The organism is Glutamicibacter sp., from assembly GCF_032154645.1.
In the GTDB taxonomy this organism is placed as follows: domain Bacteria; phylum Actinomycetota; class Actinomycetes; order Actinomycetales; family Micrococcaceae; genus Glutamicibacter.
In genome coordinates this window covers 190,116-206,717 of the sequence record NZ_JALDXV010000003.1, presented here as the reverse complement: position 1 = coordinate 206,717, position 16,602 = coordinate 190,116, and the positions used below count along the sequence as shown (strand labels likewise).

16 protein-coding genes are annotated in these 16,602 nt (G+C 57.1%); 3 read left to right on the top strand and 13 right to left on the bottom strand.

The features are described from left to right. Window positions 1–15: 15 nt before the first annotated feature. The 4 genes from RUH64_RS04785 to dapA all read right to left on the bottom strand — a co-directional run bounded on the left by RUH64_RS04785 (window position 16) and on the right by dapA (window position 4,337). A complete protein-coding gene (locus RUH64_RS04785) occupies window positions 16–393 on the bottom strand; it encodes a TM2 domain-containing protein (protein WP_313811715.1) in 378 nt (125 codons plus the stop codon). A 369-nt stretch (window positions 394–762) separates the two neighbouring features. After that, window positions 763–1,491, bottom strand: coding sequence for an Ltp family lipoprotein (locus RUH64_RS04780; protein ID WP_313811829.1), 729 nt, complete (start codon window positions 1,489–1,491; stop codon window positions 763–765). 208 nt (window positions 1,492–1,699) lie between these two features. Then, window positions 1,700–3,406 carry a ribonuclease J gene (locus RUH64_RS04775; protein WP_313811714.1) on the bottom strand — a complete coding sequence of 569 codons (1,707 nt, stop codon included), beginning with the start codon at window positions 3,404–3,406 and terminating at the stop codon, window positions 1,700–1,702. 19 nt (window positions 3,407–3,425) lie between these two features. Further along, window positions 3,426–4,337, bottom strand: coding sequence for a 4-hydroxy-tetrahydrodipicolinate synthase (gene dapA, locus RUH64_RS04770; protein WP_313811713.1), 912 nt, complete (start codon window positions 4,335–4,337; stop codon window positions 3,426–3,428). A gap of 66 nt (window positions 4,338–4,403) precedes the next feature. Here dapA and RUH64_RS04765 point away from each other — a divergent pair, with 66 nt between their 5' ends. After that, window positions 4,404–5,579: a heparan-alpha-glucosaminide N-acetyltransferase domain-containing protein gene (locus RUH64_RS04765; protein WP_313811712.1), complete on the top strand. Its 1,176-nt coding sequence runs from the start codon at window positions 4,404–4,406 to the stop codon at window positions 5,577–5,579. 133 nt (window positions 5,580–5,712) lie between these two features. Here RUH64_RS04765 and RUH64_RS04760 read toward each other — a convergent pair whose 3' ends face one another. Beyond that, window positions 5,713–6,168 carry a tetratricopeptide repeat protein gene (locus RUH64_RS04760; RefSeq protein WP_313811710.1) on the bottom strand — a complete coding sequence of 152 codons (456 nt, stop codon included), beginning with the start codon at window positions 6,166–6,168 and terminating at the stop codon, window positions 5,713–5,715. Further along, window positions 6,165–6,923, bottom strand: coding sequence for a 4-hydroxy-tetrahydrodipicolinate reductase (gene dapB, locus RUH64_RS04755; RefSeq protein WP_313811709.1), 759 nt, complete (start codon window positions 6,921–6,923; stop codon window positions 6,165–6,167). Before dapB ends, RUH64_RS04760 begins: the two co-directional genes overlap by 4 nt. Window positions 6,924–7,108: 185 nt before the next feature. Between dapB and RUH64_RS04750 the strand changes: the two genes are divergently transcribed. Next, a complete protein-coding gene (locus RUH64_RS04750) occupies window positions 7,109–7,516 on the top strand; it encodes a hypothetical protein (protein ID WP_313811707.1) in 408 nt (135 codons plus the stop codon). Between the two features lie 59 nt (window positions 7,517–7,575). Here the strand turns inward: RUH64_RS04750 and RUH64_RS04745 are convergent, their stop codons facing one another. From RUH64_RS04745 to RUH64_RS04725, 5 genes are all read right to left on the bottom strand, one after another. Next, window positions 7,576–8,946, bottom strand: coding sequence for a pitrilysin family protein (locus tag RUH64_RS04745; RefSeq protein ID WP_313811705.1), 1,371 nt, complete (start codon window positions 8,944–8,946; stop codon window positions 7,576–7,578). A gap of 130 nt (window positions 8,947–9,076) precedes the next feature. Then, complete coding sequence (locus RUH64_RS04740) at window positions 9,077–11,599, bottom strand: polynucleotide kinase-phosphatase (RefSeq protein WP_313811704.1); 2,523 nt, start codon at window positions 11,597–11,599, stop codon at window positions 9,077–9,079. After that, window positions 11,596–13,014 carry a 3' terminal RNA ribose 2'-O-methyltransferase Hen1 gene (locus RUH64_RS04735; RefSeq protein WP_313811702.1) on the bottom strand — a complete coding sequence of 473 codons (1,419 nt, stop codon included), beginning with the start codon at window positions 13,012–13,014 and terminating at the stop codon, window positions 11,596–11,598. Before RUH64_RS04735 ends, RUH64_RS04740 begins: the two co-directional genes overlap by 4 nt. Before the next feature lie 126 nt (window positions 13,015–13,140). Then, window positions 13,141–13,518: a hypothetical protein gene (locus RUH64_RS04730; protein WP_313811701.1), complete on the bottom strand. Its 378-nt coding sequence runs from the start codon at window positions 13,516–13,518 to the stop codon at window positions 13,141–13,143. 132 nt (window positions 13,519–13,650) lie between these two features. Continuing rightward, window positions 13,651–14,142 (bottom strand): S-ribosylhomocysteine lyase, encoded by a 492-nt coding sequence (locus RUH64_RS04725; RefSeq protein ID WP_313811700.1) that lies wholly within the window; start codon window positions 14,140–14,142, stop codon window positions 13,651–13,653. A gap of 126 nt (window positions 14,143–14,268) precedes the next feature. Here RUH64_RS04725 and RUH64_RS04720 point away from each other — a divergent pair, with 126 nt between their 5' ends. Further along, entirely contained in the window at window positions 14,269–14,832 is a 564-nt protein-coding gene (locus tag RUH64_RS04720) for a purine-nucleoside phosphorylase (RefSeq protein ID WP_313811699.1), read from the top strand. Window positions 14,833–14,903: 71 nt separating this feature from the next. On the opposite strand, the gene RUH64_RS04715 is transcribed toward RUH64_RS04720, so the two are convergent. Together RUH64_RS04715 and RUH64_RS04710 are read right to left on the bottom strand one after the other, a co-directional pair. Continuing rightward, window positions 14,904–15,134 carry a hypothetical protein gene (locus tag RUH64_RS04715; RefSeq protein ID WP_313811697.1) on the bottom strand — a complete coding sequence of 77 codons (231 nt, stop codon included), beginning with the start codon at window positions 15,132–15,134 and terminating at the stop codon, window positions 14,904–14,906. Beyond that, window positions 15,131–16,537, bottom strand: coding sequence for a hypothetical protein (locus RUH64_RS04710; protein ID WP_313811696.1), 1,407 nt, complete (start codon window positions 16,535–16,537; stop codon window positions 15,131–15,133). The genes RUH64_RS04715 and RUH64_RS04710 overlap by 4 nt, the downstream gene beginning before the upstream one ends. Window positions 16,538–16,602: the final 65 nt, after the last annotated feature.

Sequence of the window (16,602 nt, the reverse complement as noted above, 5' to 3'; positions counted from 1 at the left end):
ATCTGCGCATTCAGCTTAGATGTACAGCATCTGTTCCATGTAGTCAGGACCGGTGCTTACCCCGATTCCCAGACCAATCAGGAACATCACCAAAGAGACGATCCACGCGGTCTTCTTGTTCTTTTCATACCCCGCCAGGTTGTATCCTGCCTTGTCGCGCATCGCCCCAGCCAAGATCAAGATGATGTCGATCAGTGCCCAGATGCCGAAGCCTCCAAGGGTGATCAGCTTTAGGATGCCGGTACCGAATTTTCCTAGGTAGAAACGATCGATACCCAGTCCTCCGAGAAACCAGGACAGCAGCCAGGTTGCCACGAAACTCTTTTGACCCTCCCAGTTGTGTGCCGCCTGATACGGGTTTGGCTGTTGATATGAGTTTGACTGGTATGACACGGGGTTCTCCTCAGAAATTACGTGGTGATGATATGCGGATCAGTTGTTCGCTGAATCAGACGTGACAACGGACTTTCAGCATTTAGACCATTAAGTAAAATGCATCTGATCATGAGGAATCTACTCGACTCACCACTTATTCGTTTCTCGATGTAGTGCAGTCGGTCACCAGTAGCAGAAAGATCGTGACGCTGCACCATCTACCTTGGCCGAAAATTCTGGCGATTCTGAGATAGAAACAGTTTGATCTCCGACGTGCTTCGTTCAAGGTATTACCTGCGCCATGCTGCTAGGTTCCTTGTAGCCTGGGACTGCAAGCACTCGCTGGTAAAAGGAGCCTCGGCGACTCGTGTAGATCACTAGTTCTTGTCAGGCCACGACATCCAAGTGGCTCATGGCATACTTCACTTGGTCGATGGTGAAAGCTTCAAACTCGACGCTTAATAGTTGATCACGTATTTCATCGACGCTTAAGTGCTCCTCTTCCCGAAGGTAGCGGGCTACAAGTAGTGCGTTCTCATTCCAGTCGGCGTCCACATTGTCCAAAGCGTAATTGGCTGCTTCTTCACTGAATCCGTCTTCCGCGGGGTCCACGAGGACAGAAAAGATGGCAGATTCGCTCATCCAGTACTCGTCTGAATACTGCTGTGCCTGGTTCAACGCCATCTGGTATTCATTCTGTCCGGCGTACTGCGAAGTTTCTTCGATCGCTGTTCCTGAATTCGGCGTCGTCGGAACACTGGTGCCAATAACGAAGGCAAAAACGTTCAACGCAAAGAACAGGAATAGGGAAAGGGCCGTAGGAACCAGGGTCAAGATCCATGCGAGGACGCGATACTGTTGGTACCCTTCCAGGGGCCTTCCGAACTTGTCTCGCTGGGCGCCGCATAAGGTGATGACAAGATCGACAAAAGCCCATATCCCCAAACCACCGAGGGTTACCAATTTGAGGACAGCAGTCCCGATCTTCCCCAGATAGAACCGGTCGGCTCCGAAGACACCGAATAGAAACGACAGAATCCAGGTTGCGACAAAGCTCTTGCTGCTGACTTGTGTCTGCTGCTCAGCGGGAAAATACGAGCCTTGATAATTGACCATGCCTGCCACGATGCACCCCTGTTCTCAAACATCGCAGTGAATTGAAGTTGAGATTATCACGGCTCCTCGCCTAAGAGAACTAGTCAACTGTGCGTTCTTGACGCCGAGAAGTAGCTCAAGGGAATTCGCTGTGCCGACCCGGCGCAGAAAACACGAAAACCTCACCAATCTTTGCGGAAAGGTGAGGTTTTCGACGGAATAAAAGCGCTTAGGCTTCCAACACCACAGGGACGATCATCGGGCGTCGGCGCAGCTTGCGCGATACCCACGAGCCGATGACGCGACGGGTGATCTGCTGCAGCTGGTAGGTGCTGTGGTTAGGGTTATTTGCCACGGCCTCCACGATCGCTGCCGCGATCTTTGGTTTGATCTCGTTGAACACCGAGTCTTCCTCGGCCACTCCGCGGGCGTGGATGTCCGGGCCCGAGATGATGGTGCCGTTGGTCCGGTTGATGACGGTGATGACGGAAATGAAACCCTCTTCACCCAGGGTGACGCGGTCCTTGAGGTCATCGTCGGTGATAGTTCCGACCTTGGAGCCATCCACGTAGACGTAGCCGCATTCAACCTGTCCCACCAGCTGTGCGACACCGTCAACCAGGTCGATGACCGAGCCGTCTTCGGCCAGCAGCACGTTCTCCTCCGGGACCCCCGACTGTGCGGCCAGGCGGCCGTTGGCAATCAGGTGACGGGTCTCGCCGTGGACCGGAAGCACGTTCTTCGGGCGCAGGATGTTGTAGCAGTACAGCAGTTCGCCGGCTGAAGCGTGGCCAGAGACGTGGACCTTGGCCATGCCCTTGTGGATGACCTCTGCACCAAGGCGCATCAGGCCGTTGATCACGCGGAAGACCGAGTTCTCATTGCCCGGAATCAGGCTGGAGGCCAGGATCACCGTGTCGCCCGGGTTGATCTGCACCTTGTGCTCGCCGTTGGCCATGCGGGACAGCGCGGCCATTGGCTCGCCCTGCGAACCGGTGGACATGAGCACTACCTTGTTATCTGGCAGCTGGTCGATCTGCTTGAGGTCAACCAGCACGCCCTGAGGGACATCCAGATAGCCCAAGCGCTCGGCGATGCCCATATTGCGCACCATCGAGCGGCCGATGAAGGCAACCTTGCGACCATGCAGCGCCGCAGCGTCCAGCACCTGCTGCACACGGTGAACGTGCGAGGAGAAGGAAGCGACGATGATCCGGCGGCGGGCGCGGGCGAACTTGGCTTCCAGCACGGGGCCAATTTCTCGCTCATGCATCGTGAAGCCGGGTACTTCGGCGTTGGTGGAGTCGGGCAGGAACAAATCCACGCCTTCCTCGCCCAAGCGCGCAAAGTGGCGCAGATCGGTGATGCGTCCATCCAACGGCAGCTGGTCCATCTTGAAGTCCCCGGTGTGCAGCACGGTGCCGGCCTCGGTGCGGATGAACACCGCCAGAGCATCCGGAATCGAGTGGTTCACGGCGACGAATTCGCATTCGAAGTTGCCGATCTGGGCGATCTCGCCCTCCACCACGATGTTGGTGACCGCCTTGATGCGGTGCTCTGCCAGCTTTGCTTCCACGAAGGCCAGGGTCAGCTTGGACCCGTACAGTGGGATGTCTTCGCGAAGGCGCAGCAGGTATGGCACCGCACCAATATGATCTTCATGTCCGTGGGTCAGCACCAGGCCCACCACGTCATCAAGGCGATCCTTGATGTAGGAGAAGTCGGGCAGGATCAGGTCCACGCCCGGCTGGTGCTCCTCTGGGAAGAGCACACCGCAGTCGACAATCAACAGCTTGCCGTCGAGTTCGAACACGGTCATATTCCGGCCGACCTCGCCCAAGCCGCCGAGGGGGACGATGCGCATGGTCCCCTTCTTCAGCTTGGCCGGGCTCTGCAGACGGGCAGAGTCGGCTTTACCTACGGAGCTTTCAGTCATATGCGGTTATACCCTTTCGTTACAGATCCCATCCGCCTTCACGTAGGTCCGCGCGGATAGCATCTAGCTCAGCGTCCGACGGCGCCACCAGTGGCAGTCGGACGACGGTGTTTGGCAGGACACCCTGCCAGTGAAGTCCATATTTTGCGGCAACCGCACCCTGAATGTGGCCCATGATGCCGCGCTGGATCGGGTCCAGCTCGAAGTGTGTAGCACGTGCAGTGGCCAAATCGCCAGCATGCATTGCATTAACCAGCGTACGGTACTTAGCCGCCGCTACGTGAGCCGAAACCGAAACTACGCCCACAGCACCTGCCGCCATCAGCGGCAGGGTCAGGCTGTCGTCGCCAGAGTAGACATGCAAATTGGTCTTGGCCAACACGGTGGTGGTGGACTGGTAGTCGGCCTTTGCGTCCTTGAGCGCGATCACCTGAGGGATCTTTGCCAGCTCGATAATGGTGGACGGATCCAGCGCAATGCCCGCACGACCTGGGATGTCGTAAAGCATGATAGGAAGCTCAACGGCTTCGGCGATGGCCATAACGTGTGCGACGACGCCTGCCTGGCTCGGCTTGTTGTAGTACGGGGTGGTGACCAGGATGCCGTCGACTCCGGCTTCCTTGGCGGCCAGCGACAGGGTGATGGAGTGACGGGTGTCATTGGTGGTGGATCCGGCAAGCACCGCTGCACGGTCGCCGACCGCTTCAACGACTGCACGGAACATGCCGATGTTTTCCTCATCGGTCAAGGTGGAGGTCTCTCCGGTGGTTCCGGTGACGACCAAACCGTCGCAGCCGTCATCGACAAGCTTTGCAGCCAACTTAGCGGCCAGCGCATAATCAACCTCACCTGCTTCATCAAAGGGGGTGACCATTGCGGTCAGCACGGTTCCGAAGGGGAATGCCTGATTATCAATTGCACTTGTAGCCATGGGATTAATCTACACTCGCGCATGTTGGAATGGCATCTCCGCTTGAATCCGTGATCCGATGAATTCATGGATCAACCAAGCACGTCGCGACGGCTGCTGGGAGTGGATGCAGCCAGGTTGCTGGCCATCCTCGGAATGTTCGCCGCGCATGTTTTCACCCTGTCCACATCGACAGCTGAAGGCGCCTACTCCCCTACAATTACCGGGGCTTTAGCCGCCGGGCGGGCTTCGGTTTTGTTCATGGTCCTGGCTGGGATTTCGCTGGTTCTTTTAACTGAATCCATGGTGCGAAAGGGGTTCTCCAACCCCAAGGTTTACTCAATCCTTTTCCGGAGAGCATTAATTATTGCCGTGCTCGGATTGCTCATTGGGTCCGCAAATGAAGCGATTGCGAACATCCTCGTCCACTATGGGATACTTTTTCTGTTGCTTCCACTCGCGATCACGCTCTCAAGGGCAACACTTTGGATAGTCTCAAGTCTCTGGCTGATCATTGCCCCTATACTGTGGCGCCCGCTGGAAGCCGAGTGGAACGAGCAGTCGCTTGGACACAATCCAAATTTCCTAGACCTGACGACTCCCGGACTGCTATTCAAGGACCTATTCGTCACCGGTTATTACCCGCTGCTGGTGTGGCTCGGCTACGGACTGCTGGGCATGGCTGTGGCCCGCAGCAATCTGCGCAGCACACGCGCTGCCTGGCACCTGTTTATCTGGGGTTCGCTGATTGCAGTATCGTCGCTGCTGCTTGGCTGGCTCGTCAGTTCTCCCAGCATCGACCGGATTACCGAGCTGACCGGTGCGAGTAGCACACAGGTAGGAACGCTGTTGACCACCGGCAGGTTGCCTGGATCCTCGATTGATCCGCTGCTAGGCGAGCAACTTTATCTTTGGCTTCCCACCGCCCATAGCCAATCCTTGATTTCCACGATCCACACGGCGGCGTTCGCCGTGGCCGTGATCGGATTAATGCAGCTGATAGTTCGGCGGCTTGGAGCATTCGGCCGCTTCGTTTCGGCCTCGGGCAAAGCGCCACTGACCTTGTATGTGGGGCATCTTTTGTTTCTTCCGCTGGTGTATGAACTCATCAGCCCCACCGCCGCCTGGTGGATCCTCTGCAGCGCTACGGCGCTGCTAGGGCTGTGGCTGATGCTCAACCCGACGTCCGGTCCCCTGGAATCACTGGTAAGGACACTCAGCGGAGCAGATGTTCCAAAGAACAACGAACATCCAGAGAGCTGAACGACGCCTCAGCTGCGCGGCAGTCAGAAGGGCCGCGACAGTTGCCATGTGATGCTCAGAATTTCGCGACTGCCGCGGCCCTTTTCATGATTTTTCCCGCCGCTACAGATCGGCCCGGTGAATGTGTGGCTTGCTATGCGTTGGCGTTTTTCTGCTCGCCACGCCAAAAATCAATGGCAGTACGCATCGAACTACGAGCGCGTTTTTTGTCGCCGCTTGCCTCATAGGCAAGGGCAAGCCGATACCAGGACTTCCATGATTCTGGATGTTCTTCCACATCACGCTGATGGTTGGGGAAATCTGCATCCGCGGCCTCACGGACGAACCTACCCGATGGCATACGTGGAAGATCTTCTGGAAGCTCGCCCAGTTCTGCTAGGGTCTTGCCCATCTTTTCAGTGCGCAGCCCAAAGAGGACCTCGCGGATCAAGATCCACACACCGAAGGCCGGAATAACAAGAATCGCTACGCCCATGATCTGAGCTTGAGGGACTCCGGTGTTGATGAAGCGGAACGCCTGGTTGAACGCCATCACGATGTAGATGACGAAGAGCAAGAGGATGCCGCCGACCCACAGCTTAGTCTTCACTGTCCCAGCTCCAGGTATCCATCGAGGCCGTAGGTAAGCCCCGGCTTTGAAGCCACGGTTCGCAGGCCCAACAGCACACCCGGCATGAACGACGCCCGGTCGTATGAATCATGGCGCAGGGTCAGCTGTTCTCCCGGTCCACCCAACAGAACCTCTTGGTGGGCCACAAGGCCACGCAATCGGACCGAATGAACGTGGATTCCATCAACCACCGCCCCCCGGGCACCGTCAAGTTGAGTCTCTGTTGCATCGGGACTTGCATCCACTCCGGCCGCTTCGCGCGAGCTGGCGATCAATTCGGCGGTGCGGACGGCAGTTCCGCTGGGCGCGTCCACCTTGTTGGGATGGTGGAGCTCGATGATTTCGACGGATTCAAAGTACTTGGAGGCAGTCGCTGCAAAGGCACTTGCCAAGACGGACCCCAAGGCAAAGTTCGGTGCAATGAGCACGCCCACCGATGGGTGGCGCTGAAGTAGGAGCTGAAGCTCGGCCCTGCGCTCGTCACTCCAACCGGTGGTTCCCACGACCGCATGCAGGCCATGTTCTACGGCGAAACGCACGTTTTGCTCGGTCGATCCCGGAACTGACAGATCAACGACGTGGGTAGCCCCAGCTTCAATAATCTGCTGCAGATCGTCGCCACGACCCAAACTAGCCACTAGTTCCATATCTGCGGCTTCGGAGACGGCCTTGACCGCTTCCGATCCCATACGTCCAGCCGCGCCAAGCACGGCAACTTTGATCTGTGCACTCATGACTTTAAGACTATCGCCAATAGCCACATCACCATGATTTTCGTGACGTGTACATCAGGCGGTTCCATCACCGGTGCCTGATCCCTTGTGAAGTAGCTCTCGGCACGCCGAGGTTCATTCACTGGGTTCACCGAGGTTCAGGTCCAAGATGAATAGAACAGTGTCGCAAGGAAGATGGACGGATCATGATTAATCGAAACGTCAAAAACACAGCCCTCGGTACAGTAGCCGCACTCTCGGTGGCAGTTCTCGCCACTTCTTGCGCTGCTTCTTCTCAGCCAGACAATCTCAGCGATGATGAACAGCAGAAAATCGTCAAGCTAGTTCAAGACCAAGGGGCCGATATTTCTTCGCCTTCGTGCAGCGTTGAAGTGTTCCGCGTCGAAGGCAAAAGTACTTATGGCTGGGCGTCTTGCACCGACAGCAATTCCGTCGCAGCAGGTTCGGGCGCAAAAGCCGAAGCATTCCCCTTCAAGATTTCAGGAAACAAGATTCAAAAACCAGATGAGGGCAGCGGGTATCGGAAGGAAGTTCACAAGCTCTTTCCGGAAGACCTCTGGAACGCCGTAGACCAGCATTCGCAAGGAGCCTGATTCTAGGACCTGTTCCATGGCGCACAAATGCTTCTCGCGCGTGCGCACAGGCGAAGGCGCTAGATCCCGAGTGCTTCTTCGTTTTCGAAGGGCCCAACGACGGTAATGACCCGCTGCTCGGATGCAAGTTCCCTTGCCAGTTCCTGAACCTGCGCTCGGGTCACGGAGTGAACCTTGGCCAGCGCTTCATCGATGTCTTGGAATTCGCCGGTGATCATTTCGGCCCGGCCCAAGCGGGACATGCGGCTTCCCGGGTCCTCAAGCGCCAATACCGTGCCGCCGGCCAGCTGCCCCTTGGCCTGTGTCAGTTCTGCTTCGGTAATGCCCTCGGCGGCCAAACGGTCAAGTTCAGCGCCAAGCAGGCCGATCACCTCCGCCGCTTTGGCGGGCGCGCATCCGGCATACATTCCAAAGTAGCCTGCATCGGTGTAGGCGGCAGAGAACGAATAGGTTGAGTACACGAGTCCACGCTTTTCACGGATTTCTTGGAAAAGACGTGAACTCATCCCCCCACCGAGTACTGCGTTGAGCACGGCAAGGATCTGTCGACGCTGATCGTGCCCGGTAATGCCGGTGCAGCCAACGATGATGTTCGCCTGTTCCACAGGACGGTTGATGATTTCCAGCCCCGGGTTGCTAATCACCTGGGCAGGTTCCGGGTTGCGCCGCGGCTCTGGTACGGCCAGGGGATCAAGCTCCCATCCCGCCTCGGTCAAGGCGTTGAGCACCATCGTGCACAATTCGTCATGGTTCAGCGAACCTGCTGCGGTGATGATCAATTCACTCGGGCGGTAGTGGGCACGATAGTGTTCCATGACCGCTTCGCGGGAGATGTTCATGATCTCCTCCGGGCTGCCGCCGATGGGTCGGCCCAGCGGGTGCTCCCCCATAACGCGCGCGACGAATCGCTCATGGGCGACGTCTGTTGCGTCGTCGGCGTCCATGGCCAGTTCTTCAATGATGACGCCGCGTTCTTGTTCAAGTTCATACGGGTCGATGACCGCTGAGGTCACCATGTCGGCAATGACTTCCAATGCCATGGGCAGGTCGGTATCCAGAACCCTCGCGTAGTAGCAGGTCGACTCCTTGGCCGTCGCAGCATTCGATTCGCCACCGACAGCATCAAAAGACTGTGCGATCTCAAGGGCGGTGCGCTTGCTGGTGCCCTTGAACAGCAAGTGCTCCAGGAAGTGCGTCGAACCATAGTGACCGGCTTCTTCGTCGCGGCTGCCCACCGGTACCCAGAAACCTACGGTGGTCGATCGTTGTCCAGGCATCGCTTCGGTAAGAACTCGAACGCCTCCGGGAAGAATACTTCGCCGAACTTCTGACCCGCCTTCGCCTCGGTGGACCAGCGATAGATCTGCTGGGTCGATGGGCGAAAACTGCTGATCCTCTACCGAATGCAACGGCAACGGAATCATGACCACGGAATACGTCCTTAGCTCACTTGGTGTTCCAGCATTTGCCGGGAATTATGACCTATATTCTCCCACAGCATCGCTAGTGCATGGCACCACCCGGCCGTCGGCCGTCCCCGATCGCCTATGACGACCTGTTCTACAGCCGCGGATCAATGGGATCCGATTCGAGGGCGAGGACCCCAAACACCATTTGGTGGACCTTCCACAACGGTTCATCCTGCGCTGTGAGGTTCAGTGCTTCCAATCCGAGGATGTATTCCTGGAGCGCCCTGGCCCGCTTCTTGTCAGTTGCCCTGCGTCGTAGCCGTTCAAGGTTCTGCGGCTCGAGATAATCGGGTCCGTAAATAATCCGAAGGTATTCTTGCCCGCGGACTTTAATCCCTGGCTGGATCCACCCCTTGCTCCCCCGCTGCAAGTTGCCCCAAGGTTTCACGACCATGCCTTCACCGCCGGAATCGGTCAGCTGCTCCCACCACCGAACCGCACGCTGAACTTCTTCATCCGAGTCGAGCTTGACGCGGACCCACTCGGTTTCGATAAACAACTGCGGTGCCGCGGCAGCAAGACGCTGCGCTACCCCCATATGCCAGCCGTGGTCAGAGCTTTCATACGTTCGCTTCTCGGTGGCGAGCACCTGGAAGGCAGCGAAACGCAGCTGGTCCTTGTCCCCGACGTAGCGTCTGTAGGCGTCGCGGAATGCCTTCGCGTTGTCGTACTGTCCCCGTGCGCCTTCCAAAAGCTGTGAGACATCCAATCCGGAATCTGCCGCCTGCTCGAGCACCTGAACCGCAGCGCGCGTCGCGGCGACGCCCGAGGCGCCCACCCTGGCGTAGGTGTTCTTGATCAGCGCTTCTGCCTTCAACGACCAGGGAAGCAACTCACCGTCAAGCAGCAGCCAGTCTGTGTCTAATTCCTCCCACAGCCCGCAGTCATCGGCAGCACGGTGGGCCCGGGACAGCAGGGCCTGTTCTGCCTCCGGGTCAAGAAAATCACGGCCGGCGCGGGTGTGCAGGGCTCCCAGCCAACCCGCCGCTGCGTCGAAGCGTTCTGGGTCGCGGGCCAATAGCATCACCGCCCGGGAACCCATATGCTTCTGTTCGCAAATCACCTCTGTAACACCCTGCTTCGTGTAATAGGCGAAGGCTTCATCCGGGTACTCCAAATATCCCGGGCGTTGCGATGACTCCGCCGGTGACATGGTCGGCGGTAGGTAGCGCAGCCATCGCGGGTCGGTGGCAAAGCGGCTCATGGTCTCCAACGCGCCGGCGGCCTGTTCGGCGCCGATACGGACCGTGCCGTAGGAGCTGGTTTGCAACCGTAATGGCCCTGTCACGTCCTGAATCGACAGCACTCCCGCTTCTCGCTGGGGGCCGTAGGGAGATTCCAACGGACGCCCTGATTCCGTGTACTTTTTGAGCGCTGCGACACTTAATACTTCGCGTTCCGGGTAGCGCATGGCGCTGAGTTCGCCGCCGAACACGCACCCGGTATCGAGACACGCGGTGTTGTTGATCCACGCGACCTCCGTCATTGGTGTGTGTCCGAAAAGTACGCTTGCCTTGCCGCGGTAATCATTGGCCCACGGGTAGCGAACCGGCAACCCGAACTCATCGACTTCACCCGTGACTTGGCCATAAAGCGCAAATGCGCGGACCCGCTTCGAGGCACGGCCCTGGTATTTCTCGATCAGACCGGCGTGGGCAACAACCAAATTTCCGTCGTCGAGAACAACATGTGAGAGCAGCGAAGCACAGAAATCGGTGACGTCGCGCCTAAACTGTGGACCTTCCGCCTGAATTTGTGCCATGGTTTGATCCAGACCGTGGGTCAGGCTGACATTGCGTTCGCGCAGGGCCCGCACCAGTTTGTCTTCGTGGTTTCCACTGACCGCAAGTGCATTGCCCTGCCGCACCATGCCCATGACCAGACGCAGCACACCAGCCGAATCAGGCCCTCGATCGACGAGGTCGCCGACGAAGACTGCACGCCGGCCGGCTGCATGGACCGCATTTACTGCTCGCCCCTCGATGTCGCACTCGATGCTGTAGCCCAGTTTTGCCAACAGCATCTGCAGTTCGTCGAGGCAGCCATGCACGTCGCCAATCACATCAAACGGCCCGTGGTCGTCCCTGAAGTCGATGAGCAGTTTGTGCCGGAGGATCTTCGCCTCGGAAATCTGCTCTTCACCATTCAATACGTGGATCCGCGAGAATCCTTCGCGGCGCAATGACTTCAGTGAACGCTTAAGTTCCTTGTGCTGCCGCTCGATGGCAGGCGGAGGAACCCGACGCTCCCCCCGTTGCTCGTTGCGTTCGAAACACAGCTTGATGGGCACGTCCAGGACGATCGCAGAGGCCAACACATCATATTTTCTGGCCACCTCAATCAACGACTGGCGTGCCGACTGCTGGACATTGGTGGCATCGATGACCGTGAAAAGCCCTGCTTCGAGGCGTTTGCCAGCGACGAATTCAAGTGCTTCAAAGGCTGCCTTGCTCACCTTTTGATTGGTTTCATCGTTGCTCACCAGCCCGCGGAAGAAGTCGCTCGACAACACCTCGAACCGTCCAAAATGCTTGGCCGAGAAACTTGATTTTCCGGAACCTGAAACTCCAATGAGAAGCACAAGACCGACCTCAGGAAGTTGTAGTTCGCTCATGCTTGCTCCTTGTAAAAGATTGCCATCTGGGTTGGCGCACCCACCGACGTTGCGGCGGGGCCGATGTCTTCGAAGCTGACCACATATGAATGTTCTAGGGCTGCCTTGTGGGCCCATGTTTGAAACTGATCGCGTGTCCATTCAAAACGGTGGTCATCGTGGCGCAGTGCTCCCTGTTCAAGACCTGGATAATGGTCGTTGTACTCGGCATTGGGGGTCGTCACAACGACTGAGCGTGGAGCATTGGCGGCAAATACTGCCGCTTCCAGCGCCGGCAATCGAGATAGATCAAGGTGCTCTATCACTTCCATCAAGATGATGGCATCGAATCCATTGAGGCGCTCATCCTGATACACCGCGGAGCTGTGCAGCAGGGTGATGCGTTCCTGCTGAGCGTCGGATCGCTCATCGAGGTGCAGCGTGTTGGCGGCCAGTTCCAATGAGCGGGCAGAAACGTCGGTTCCAACGATGCGGGTGAAGAATGGATCCGCCTGCAGCCTGCGCAGCAGCGCTCCAGATCCGCAGCCCATGTCAACAACCCGCTGTGCGCCACGGTCTTTGAGCACCTTGAGCACGGATTGTGCGCGCTGTACCCGCAAAGGGACGTCGGCGGTGGCGTTGTCATCGCTCCCCGCCGGTTCTTGAGTGTCTGCCGACTGACCCGAGGCCGAGTATTGGGCCTCCGCCAGTGCTACCAAGGGCTGCTGGTGGACGAGATAGCGCCTCGTGATGAGTTCTCGTTCCGGATGTTCTTCCAACCACCCTTGCCCCTGGCGGGCGAGCTTCTGAGTTTCGTCGTCGTTTACCCAGTAGTGCTTTGAGTCGTCGAGGACCGGAAGCAGGACGTAGAGCTGGCGGAGCGCGACATCCAAGCGTTCGGTGCCGCGGAGCACCAGGGAAGAGTATTGGGAATCGCCCCACTGCGGAAAGTCAGAATCCAAGGCGATTGGATCTTGCTCAATGTTCCAGCCCAGCGGGGCGAAGAGCCGCCGAACCAGGTCAATGCCGCGGGCGTCTCGAGTTGATATCACCGGGATGCTGATCGTCAGTGGCAGCGCGGTGGAGGCAAGTTCCGGACGACTAACGCTAACGCCCGTCATCGCACTTCGAAAGACCTTGCCGATAGCTACAGCGGTCAAACTGGACGCGGTGTAGGGCCGATCGTTGACGTAGTAGTCAAGAATTCCTGAATCTCCACGAAACCGCTTGCTGCGCACGAGGTTGATTGGATCGATCTGCAGCAGCAAGGCTGCAGTGGTGCGATCTTCTGTACGGTGAGGATAGAAGACGTGTGCAGTGCCAACCGGCAGGTCAAATGACTGCACCTTCTCGGGGTGCTTTCTCAGAAGGTGAGAAAGATCCATTGCGTTGATTTCTGAACCAACCGGTGAATCCAAGGTGATGGTGACCAGCATTCGATCTCTTTCTATCCAGAAAGCACTGCCTCAAGGCGCTGCTTTCCGTCAGTCTATCGACAAAGATCCCACTGGTCATCTAGCAAGTGGAGATGACTGCTACCCTCTCAACGGCAGCGTCGCAGACTAATCGAGATAGCCGCGCCCGGCGGCATCGGCGCAGACCGGGGTTTCATTTTCTGGATCATCGCCTTGGCACGGAAGGTACACGAGGTTGGCCGCTTCCTCGGTGTTCAAGACCTCATAGCCCATTGACCCGGGATTGTAGGAGACGGCGGTGGCCCACTCGTCAAGATTCTTGCACGCCTGCAGGGACTTGATCTCCAGCCCCTGTATTTCTTCTTCAAAGGCCTTCTTATCCTGCCATGACGCGTTCTGATCTTGAATGGCTGCCGAGCATTCGCTGCTGACTGGAGATGTGGCTGCTGCGTCAAAGTTCGTACACCCTGATGCTGTCAGCAAAACCAACGAAAGAAGCACAGCTGAGGGTAAAACTTTTCGCATGCACTACATGCTACCGGTTCTAGATTTGAGAGTACTGAACGCCGGCATTGGTTCCAAGTTATTTCAGCACGATGCATTCAAGGGCCCCGATCTCACTATGAGACCGAAGCCCTTGAAACGTGCAAATTCTACCTAGGCGATGTTCGTCCGGTCGAAAGCATCCAGGCTGATGCCCTGTTCCAGAATGAGCTTCGCCCATTCCTTGGCAGAATGCAGGCTGTGGTCACGGTAGTTGCCGCAGCTGACGGCCTCGGTGCCTGGAACATCGTCCCAGGTAACCTTCTGAACCAGATCTTCCAGAGAGGTCTTGATCGCTGCAGCCACCTCGGCAGGAGTTGGTTCGCCCCACGCGATCAGGTGGAATCCTGTGCGGCAGCCAAACGGGGAGAAATCGATCAACCCATCAAATCGGGTGCGAATCAAGCCTGCAAGCGTGTGCTCGATGGTGTGCAGGCCAGCGGTGGGGATTTCGCCGTGGTTCGGCTGAACGAAACGAATATCGTAGTTCGAAATGGCATCGCCCTTGGGGCCGTGCTCAACACCGATCTTACGCACGTAGGGTGCCTTCACCTTTGTATGGTCGAGGGCAAAGCTTTCAACTTCAGCAAGTTCGATATCACTCATACCTAGAAGTGTATCCGCTCACCGGCTACTGGTTCGATGCAGTTTAACGAACCGTAACCGTTAGACTTCTTTAGGACTTTCGGGAAGAAATTAAGACCCGGATTGACTTTTTTAGAGGGGAAACTGATGGCTGAAAAGAAGACCTTGCTCGTCTTTGCACATGATGACGAGGCAGTGGCCTTTAGCGATGTCGAGCACCTTGTATCGGGGGTGGGCAAGGTCAACGCCACCGTGGCGCTCGCCGGGGCCTTTGCTGAAAACGATATTGAGCGAGTCATTGTTTTGGGTACCGCCGGAGTGGTGGGCCATGCAGGCGAGGACCGCCCCAGCCTCGATACGATTTATCAGGTAGCCAAACTGATCCAGCACGATTTCCCTCTGCCTTCGGCTGATGTACTGCCCAGCGGTGACATTATCCTGCCGGAGCTACAGGTCACCATGGCAACGGGAGATGTCTTCGTCTCCGATGACGCGCAGCGCACGCACATTTCAGGACTTGGTGCCTCGTTGGTTGACATGGAGGGTTATGCATACGCAAGCATGTGCCAGCGTTTCAACATTCCACTACAGATCTTCAAGATCCCTTCCGACTATGCAGACAGCTCAACCAGCATGGAAGAGTGGGACGCCATCGTTAAGCAAAAGAGTGTGCAGCTGCGCGAGTTCTACGACAAGAATCTGCGCAAATAAGCCAGCATCAACAGTTTCGGCCGGGCCACAAGCTCTCTTGAAGTTATTTCAGAGGCATTATTGGCCCGGCCTTAGTTGCTTTTGGGCAGAGTGTTTGGATCCCACTTCTTCTTGAGCTGAGCTGCTTGGGCTTTTGATACGGCATGGGCCACGCTTGCATCCGAGTACAGGGCCGGATCGACGCCGAATCTGGTGGCCACTTCCACCGGGATAACCCGGCGCTCCGGTTTGGCTTCTGCCTTCTCATAGATCTTGGCGGGCTGTGGTCCCCGGGACTTAGGGGAAGATTGTGAATTCGTCATAAGTACAACCTCCAACGATCTTCCTTACTAGGCACCGGCTTCGAGGCGCCAAACCAGATATTAAGCCAAATTCTATGCCAGAATCCAGCTTGCAGTCGCAGGATCAGGACCACCAAAATAATGAATCCGAGCGCTGCACCGCCCGCCCAAATGCCGCGCAAGAGTTCCGAGCTGAGCACGAACATTGAGGCCCCGGCCATGATCATCAAAATTAGCGCATAGGCCAGCAGTACGAGTCGATACACCAGCGTCAACGGCTGGCCGAGCAAGTGATCCTTTTGCGTGGAAATATATCCAAAAAAGACTGCCGGGACGGACAGCGTCAGAGCGGTAGTGGCGTCACCCAGCGCATCTGCCTGTTCCGGCGGAAGGCTCGCCGAAAAAACAGTCAGCAGGATTCCGATCACTGCAATGAAAAAGCCGCCAATAATAGACACCCAGAAGGTATCGTTGCGTGGTCCGACAAGTTCTAGCCATGCCGCCGAACGATATGGCGGAATGAGATAGTTGGCGCGCAGGTGCAACGTGGAATCAGTGGTTTTGCCGATCTCTTGGTCTTCGTGGATCTGAGTTTCAGGATTTCCATCGTCGGTGAAAGCCAACTCTATCGAACCGGGGATACTCATCCCCAGGCAGCGGACGTTTGCAGGGAGCCTGACTTCAAGATGATAGGACTGTGCATCGCTGGGCGCATTCATCGGCAGCTGGATTGAGCGGCGCCCCTTGATAAAGGTCAGTGCCTTATGGCCCACGAACTTGAAATCCCACAGATACGAAACCTTGATGATTCCTCGCCTGCCAAGGTCTGCGAAGGGAACTACGGCGATCAGTAAAAACCCTTCACTGAGGTTTTTGATCAATTCAGGAATCCGTGCCTGCTTTAACAGCCTCTGCTGGTCGATGACCTTCGTTCCTTGGAATGATCCGTGGTGGATCAAGTCCTGGGCCGCGTCGCTGCTGTTCTCATCGTCGGAGACGATTGTGAAAAGACAGTCCATGAGTACCGCTGGCTTCACAACCAGCCCTTCAACCCGAAGCAGCAGATAAGCGAGCAGACCGACGGAAACGTCGATATTCTGATCCCGGGTGAGAACGGGAACGGCAGCGCCTGCGAAGCCAAAGACTTCAAATTCCCGCAATATTCCCTTGCGGACAATCGCCAGTGGAACGAGGGCCTGAGCATCTTCGGGCAGTGCTTCTTCAGCGCGCCAGCGCGGCCGAAGCGCGAAGGATGGGTCGCGCAGCGGGGTGCAGTCCATAGTATGCACTACCTGGCCGCGGTCCTGTTCCTCGGGGATGTACTGGTCCTGCCGGCGGTGGCACCATTCGCTCCAATTGAGCACGGCATCGGCCATGGCCCGGGCAAGCTTCCATTCGGGATTAATCACCGTGTCTTCGCTCATGTGGACCCCGTAGCTGGTAGTCGGTCGCTGGCTTTAGATTATTCTGCACGCCCTGCAGACTGCGC

Excerpts from the sequence above, each read along its gene's own strand:
- RUH64_RS04780 (WP_313811829.1), bottom strand. The coding sequence starts at position 1,491 with ATGGTCAATTATCAAGGCTCGTATTTTCCCGCTGAGCAGCAGACACAA.
- RUH64_RS04775 (WP_313811714.1), bottom strand. The coding sequence starts at position 3,406 with ATGACTGAAAGCTCCGTAGGTAAAGCCGACTCTGCCCGTCTGCAGAGC.
- dapA (WP_313811713.1), bottom strand. The coding sequence starts at position 4,337 with ATGGCTACAAGTGCAATTGATAATCAGGCATTCCCCTTCGGAACCGTG.
- RUH64_RS04765 (WP_313811712.1), top strand. The coding sequence starts at position 4,404 with ATGGATCAACCAAGCACGTCGCGACGGCTGCTGGGAGTGGATGCAGCC.
- dapB (WP_313811709.1), bottom strand. The coding sequence starts at position 6,923 with ATGAGTGCACAGATCAAAGTTGCCGTGCTTGGCGCGGCTGGACGTATG.
- RUH64_RS04750 (WP_313811707.1), top strand. The coding sequence starts at position 7,109 with ATGATTAATCGAAACGTCAAAAACACAGCCCTCGGTACAGTAGCCGCA.
- RUH64_RS04740 (WP_313811704.1), bottom strand. The coding sequence starts at position 11,599 with ATGAGCGAACTACAACTTCCTGAGGTCGGTCTTGTGCTTCTCATTGGA.
- RUH64_RS04735 (WP_313811702.1), bottom strand. The coding sequence starts at position 13,014 with ATGCTGGTCACCATCACCTTGGATTCACCGGTTGGTTCAGAAATCAAC.
- RUH64_RS04730 (WP_313811701.1), bottom strand. The coding sequence starts at position 13,518 with ATGCGAAAAGTTTTACCCTCAGCTGTGCTTCTTTCGTTGGTTTTGCTG.
- RUH64_RS04725 (WP_313811700.1), bottom strand. The coding sequence starts at position 14,142 with ATGAGTGATATCGAACTTGCTGAAGTTGAAAGCTTTGCCCTCGACCAT.
- RUH64_RS04720 (WP_313811699.1), top strand. The coding sequence starts at position 14,269 with ATGGCTGAAAAGAAGACCTTGCTCGTCTTTGCACATGATGACGAGGCA.
- RUH64_RS04715 (WP_313811697.1), bottom strand. The coding sequence starts at position 15,134 with ATGACGAATTCACAATCTTCCCCTAAGTCCCGGGGACCACAGCCCGCC.
- RUH64_RS04710 (WP_313811696.1), bottom strand. The coding sequence starts at position 16,537 with ATGAGCGAAGACACGGTGATTAATCCCGAATGGAAGCTTGCCCGGGCC.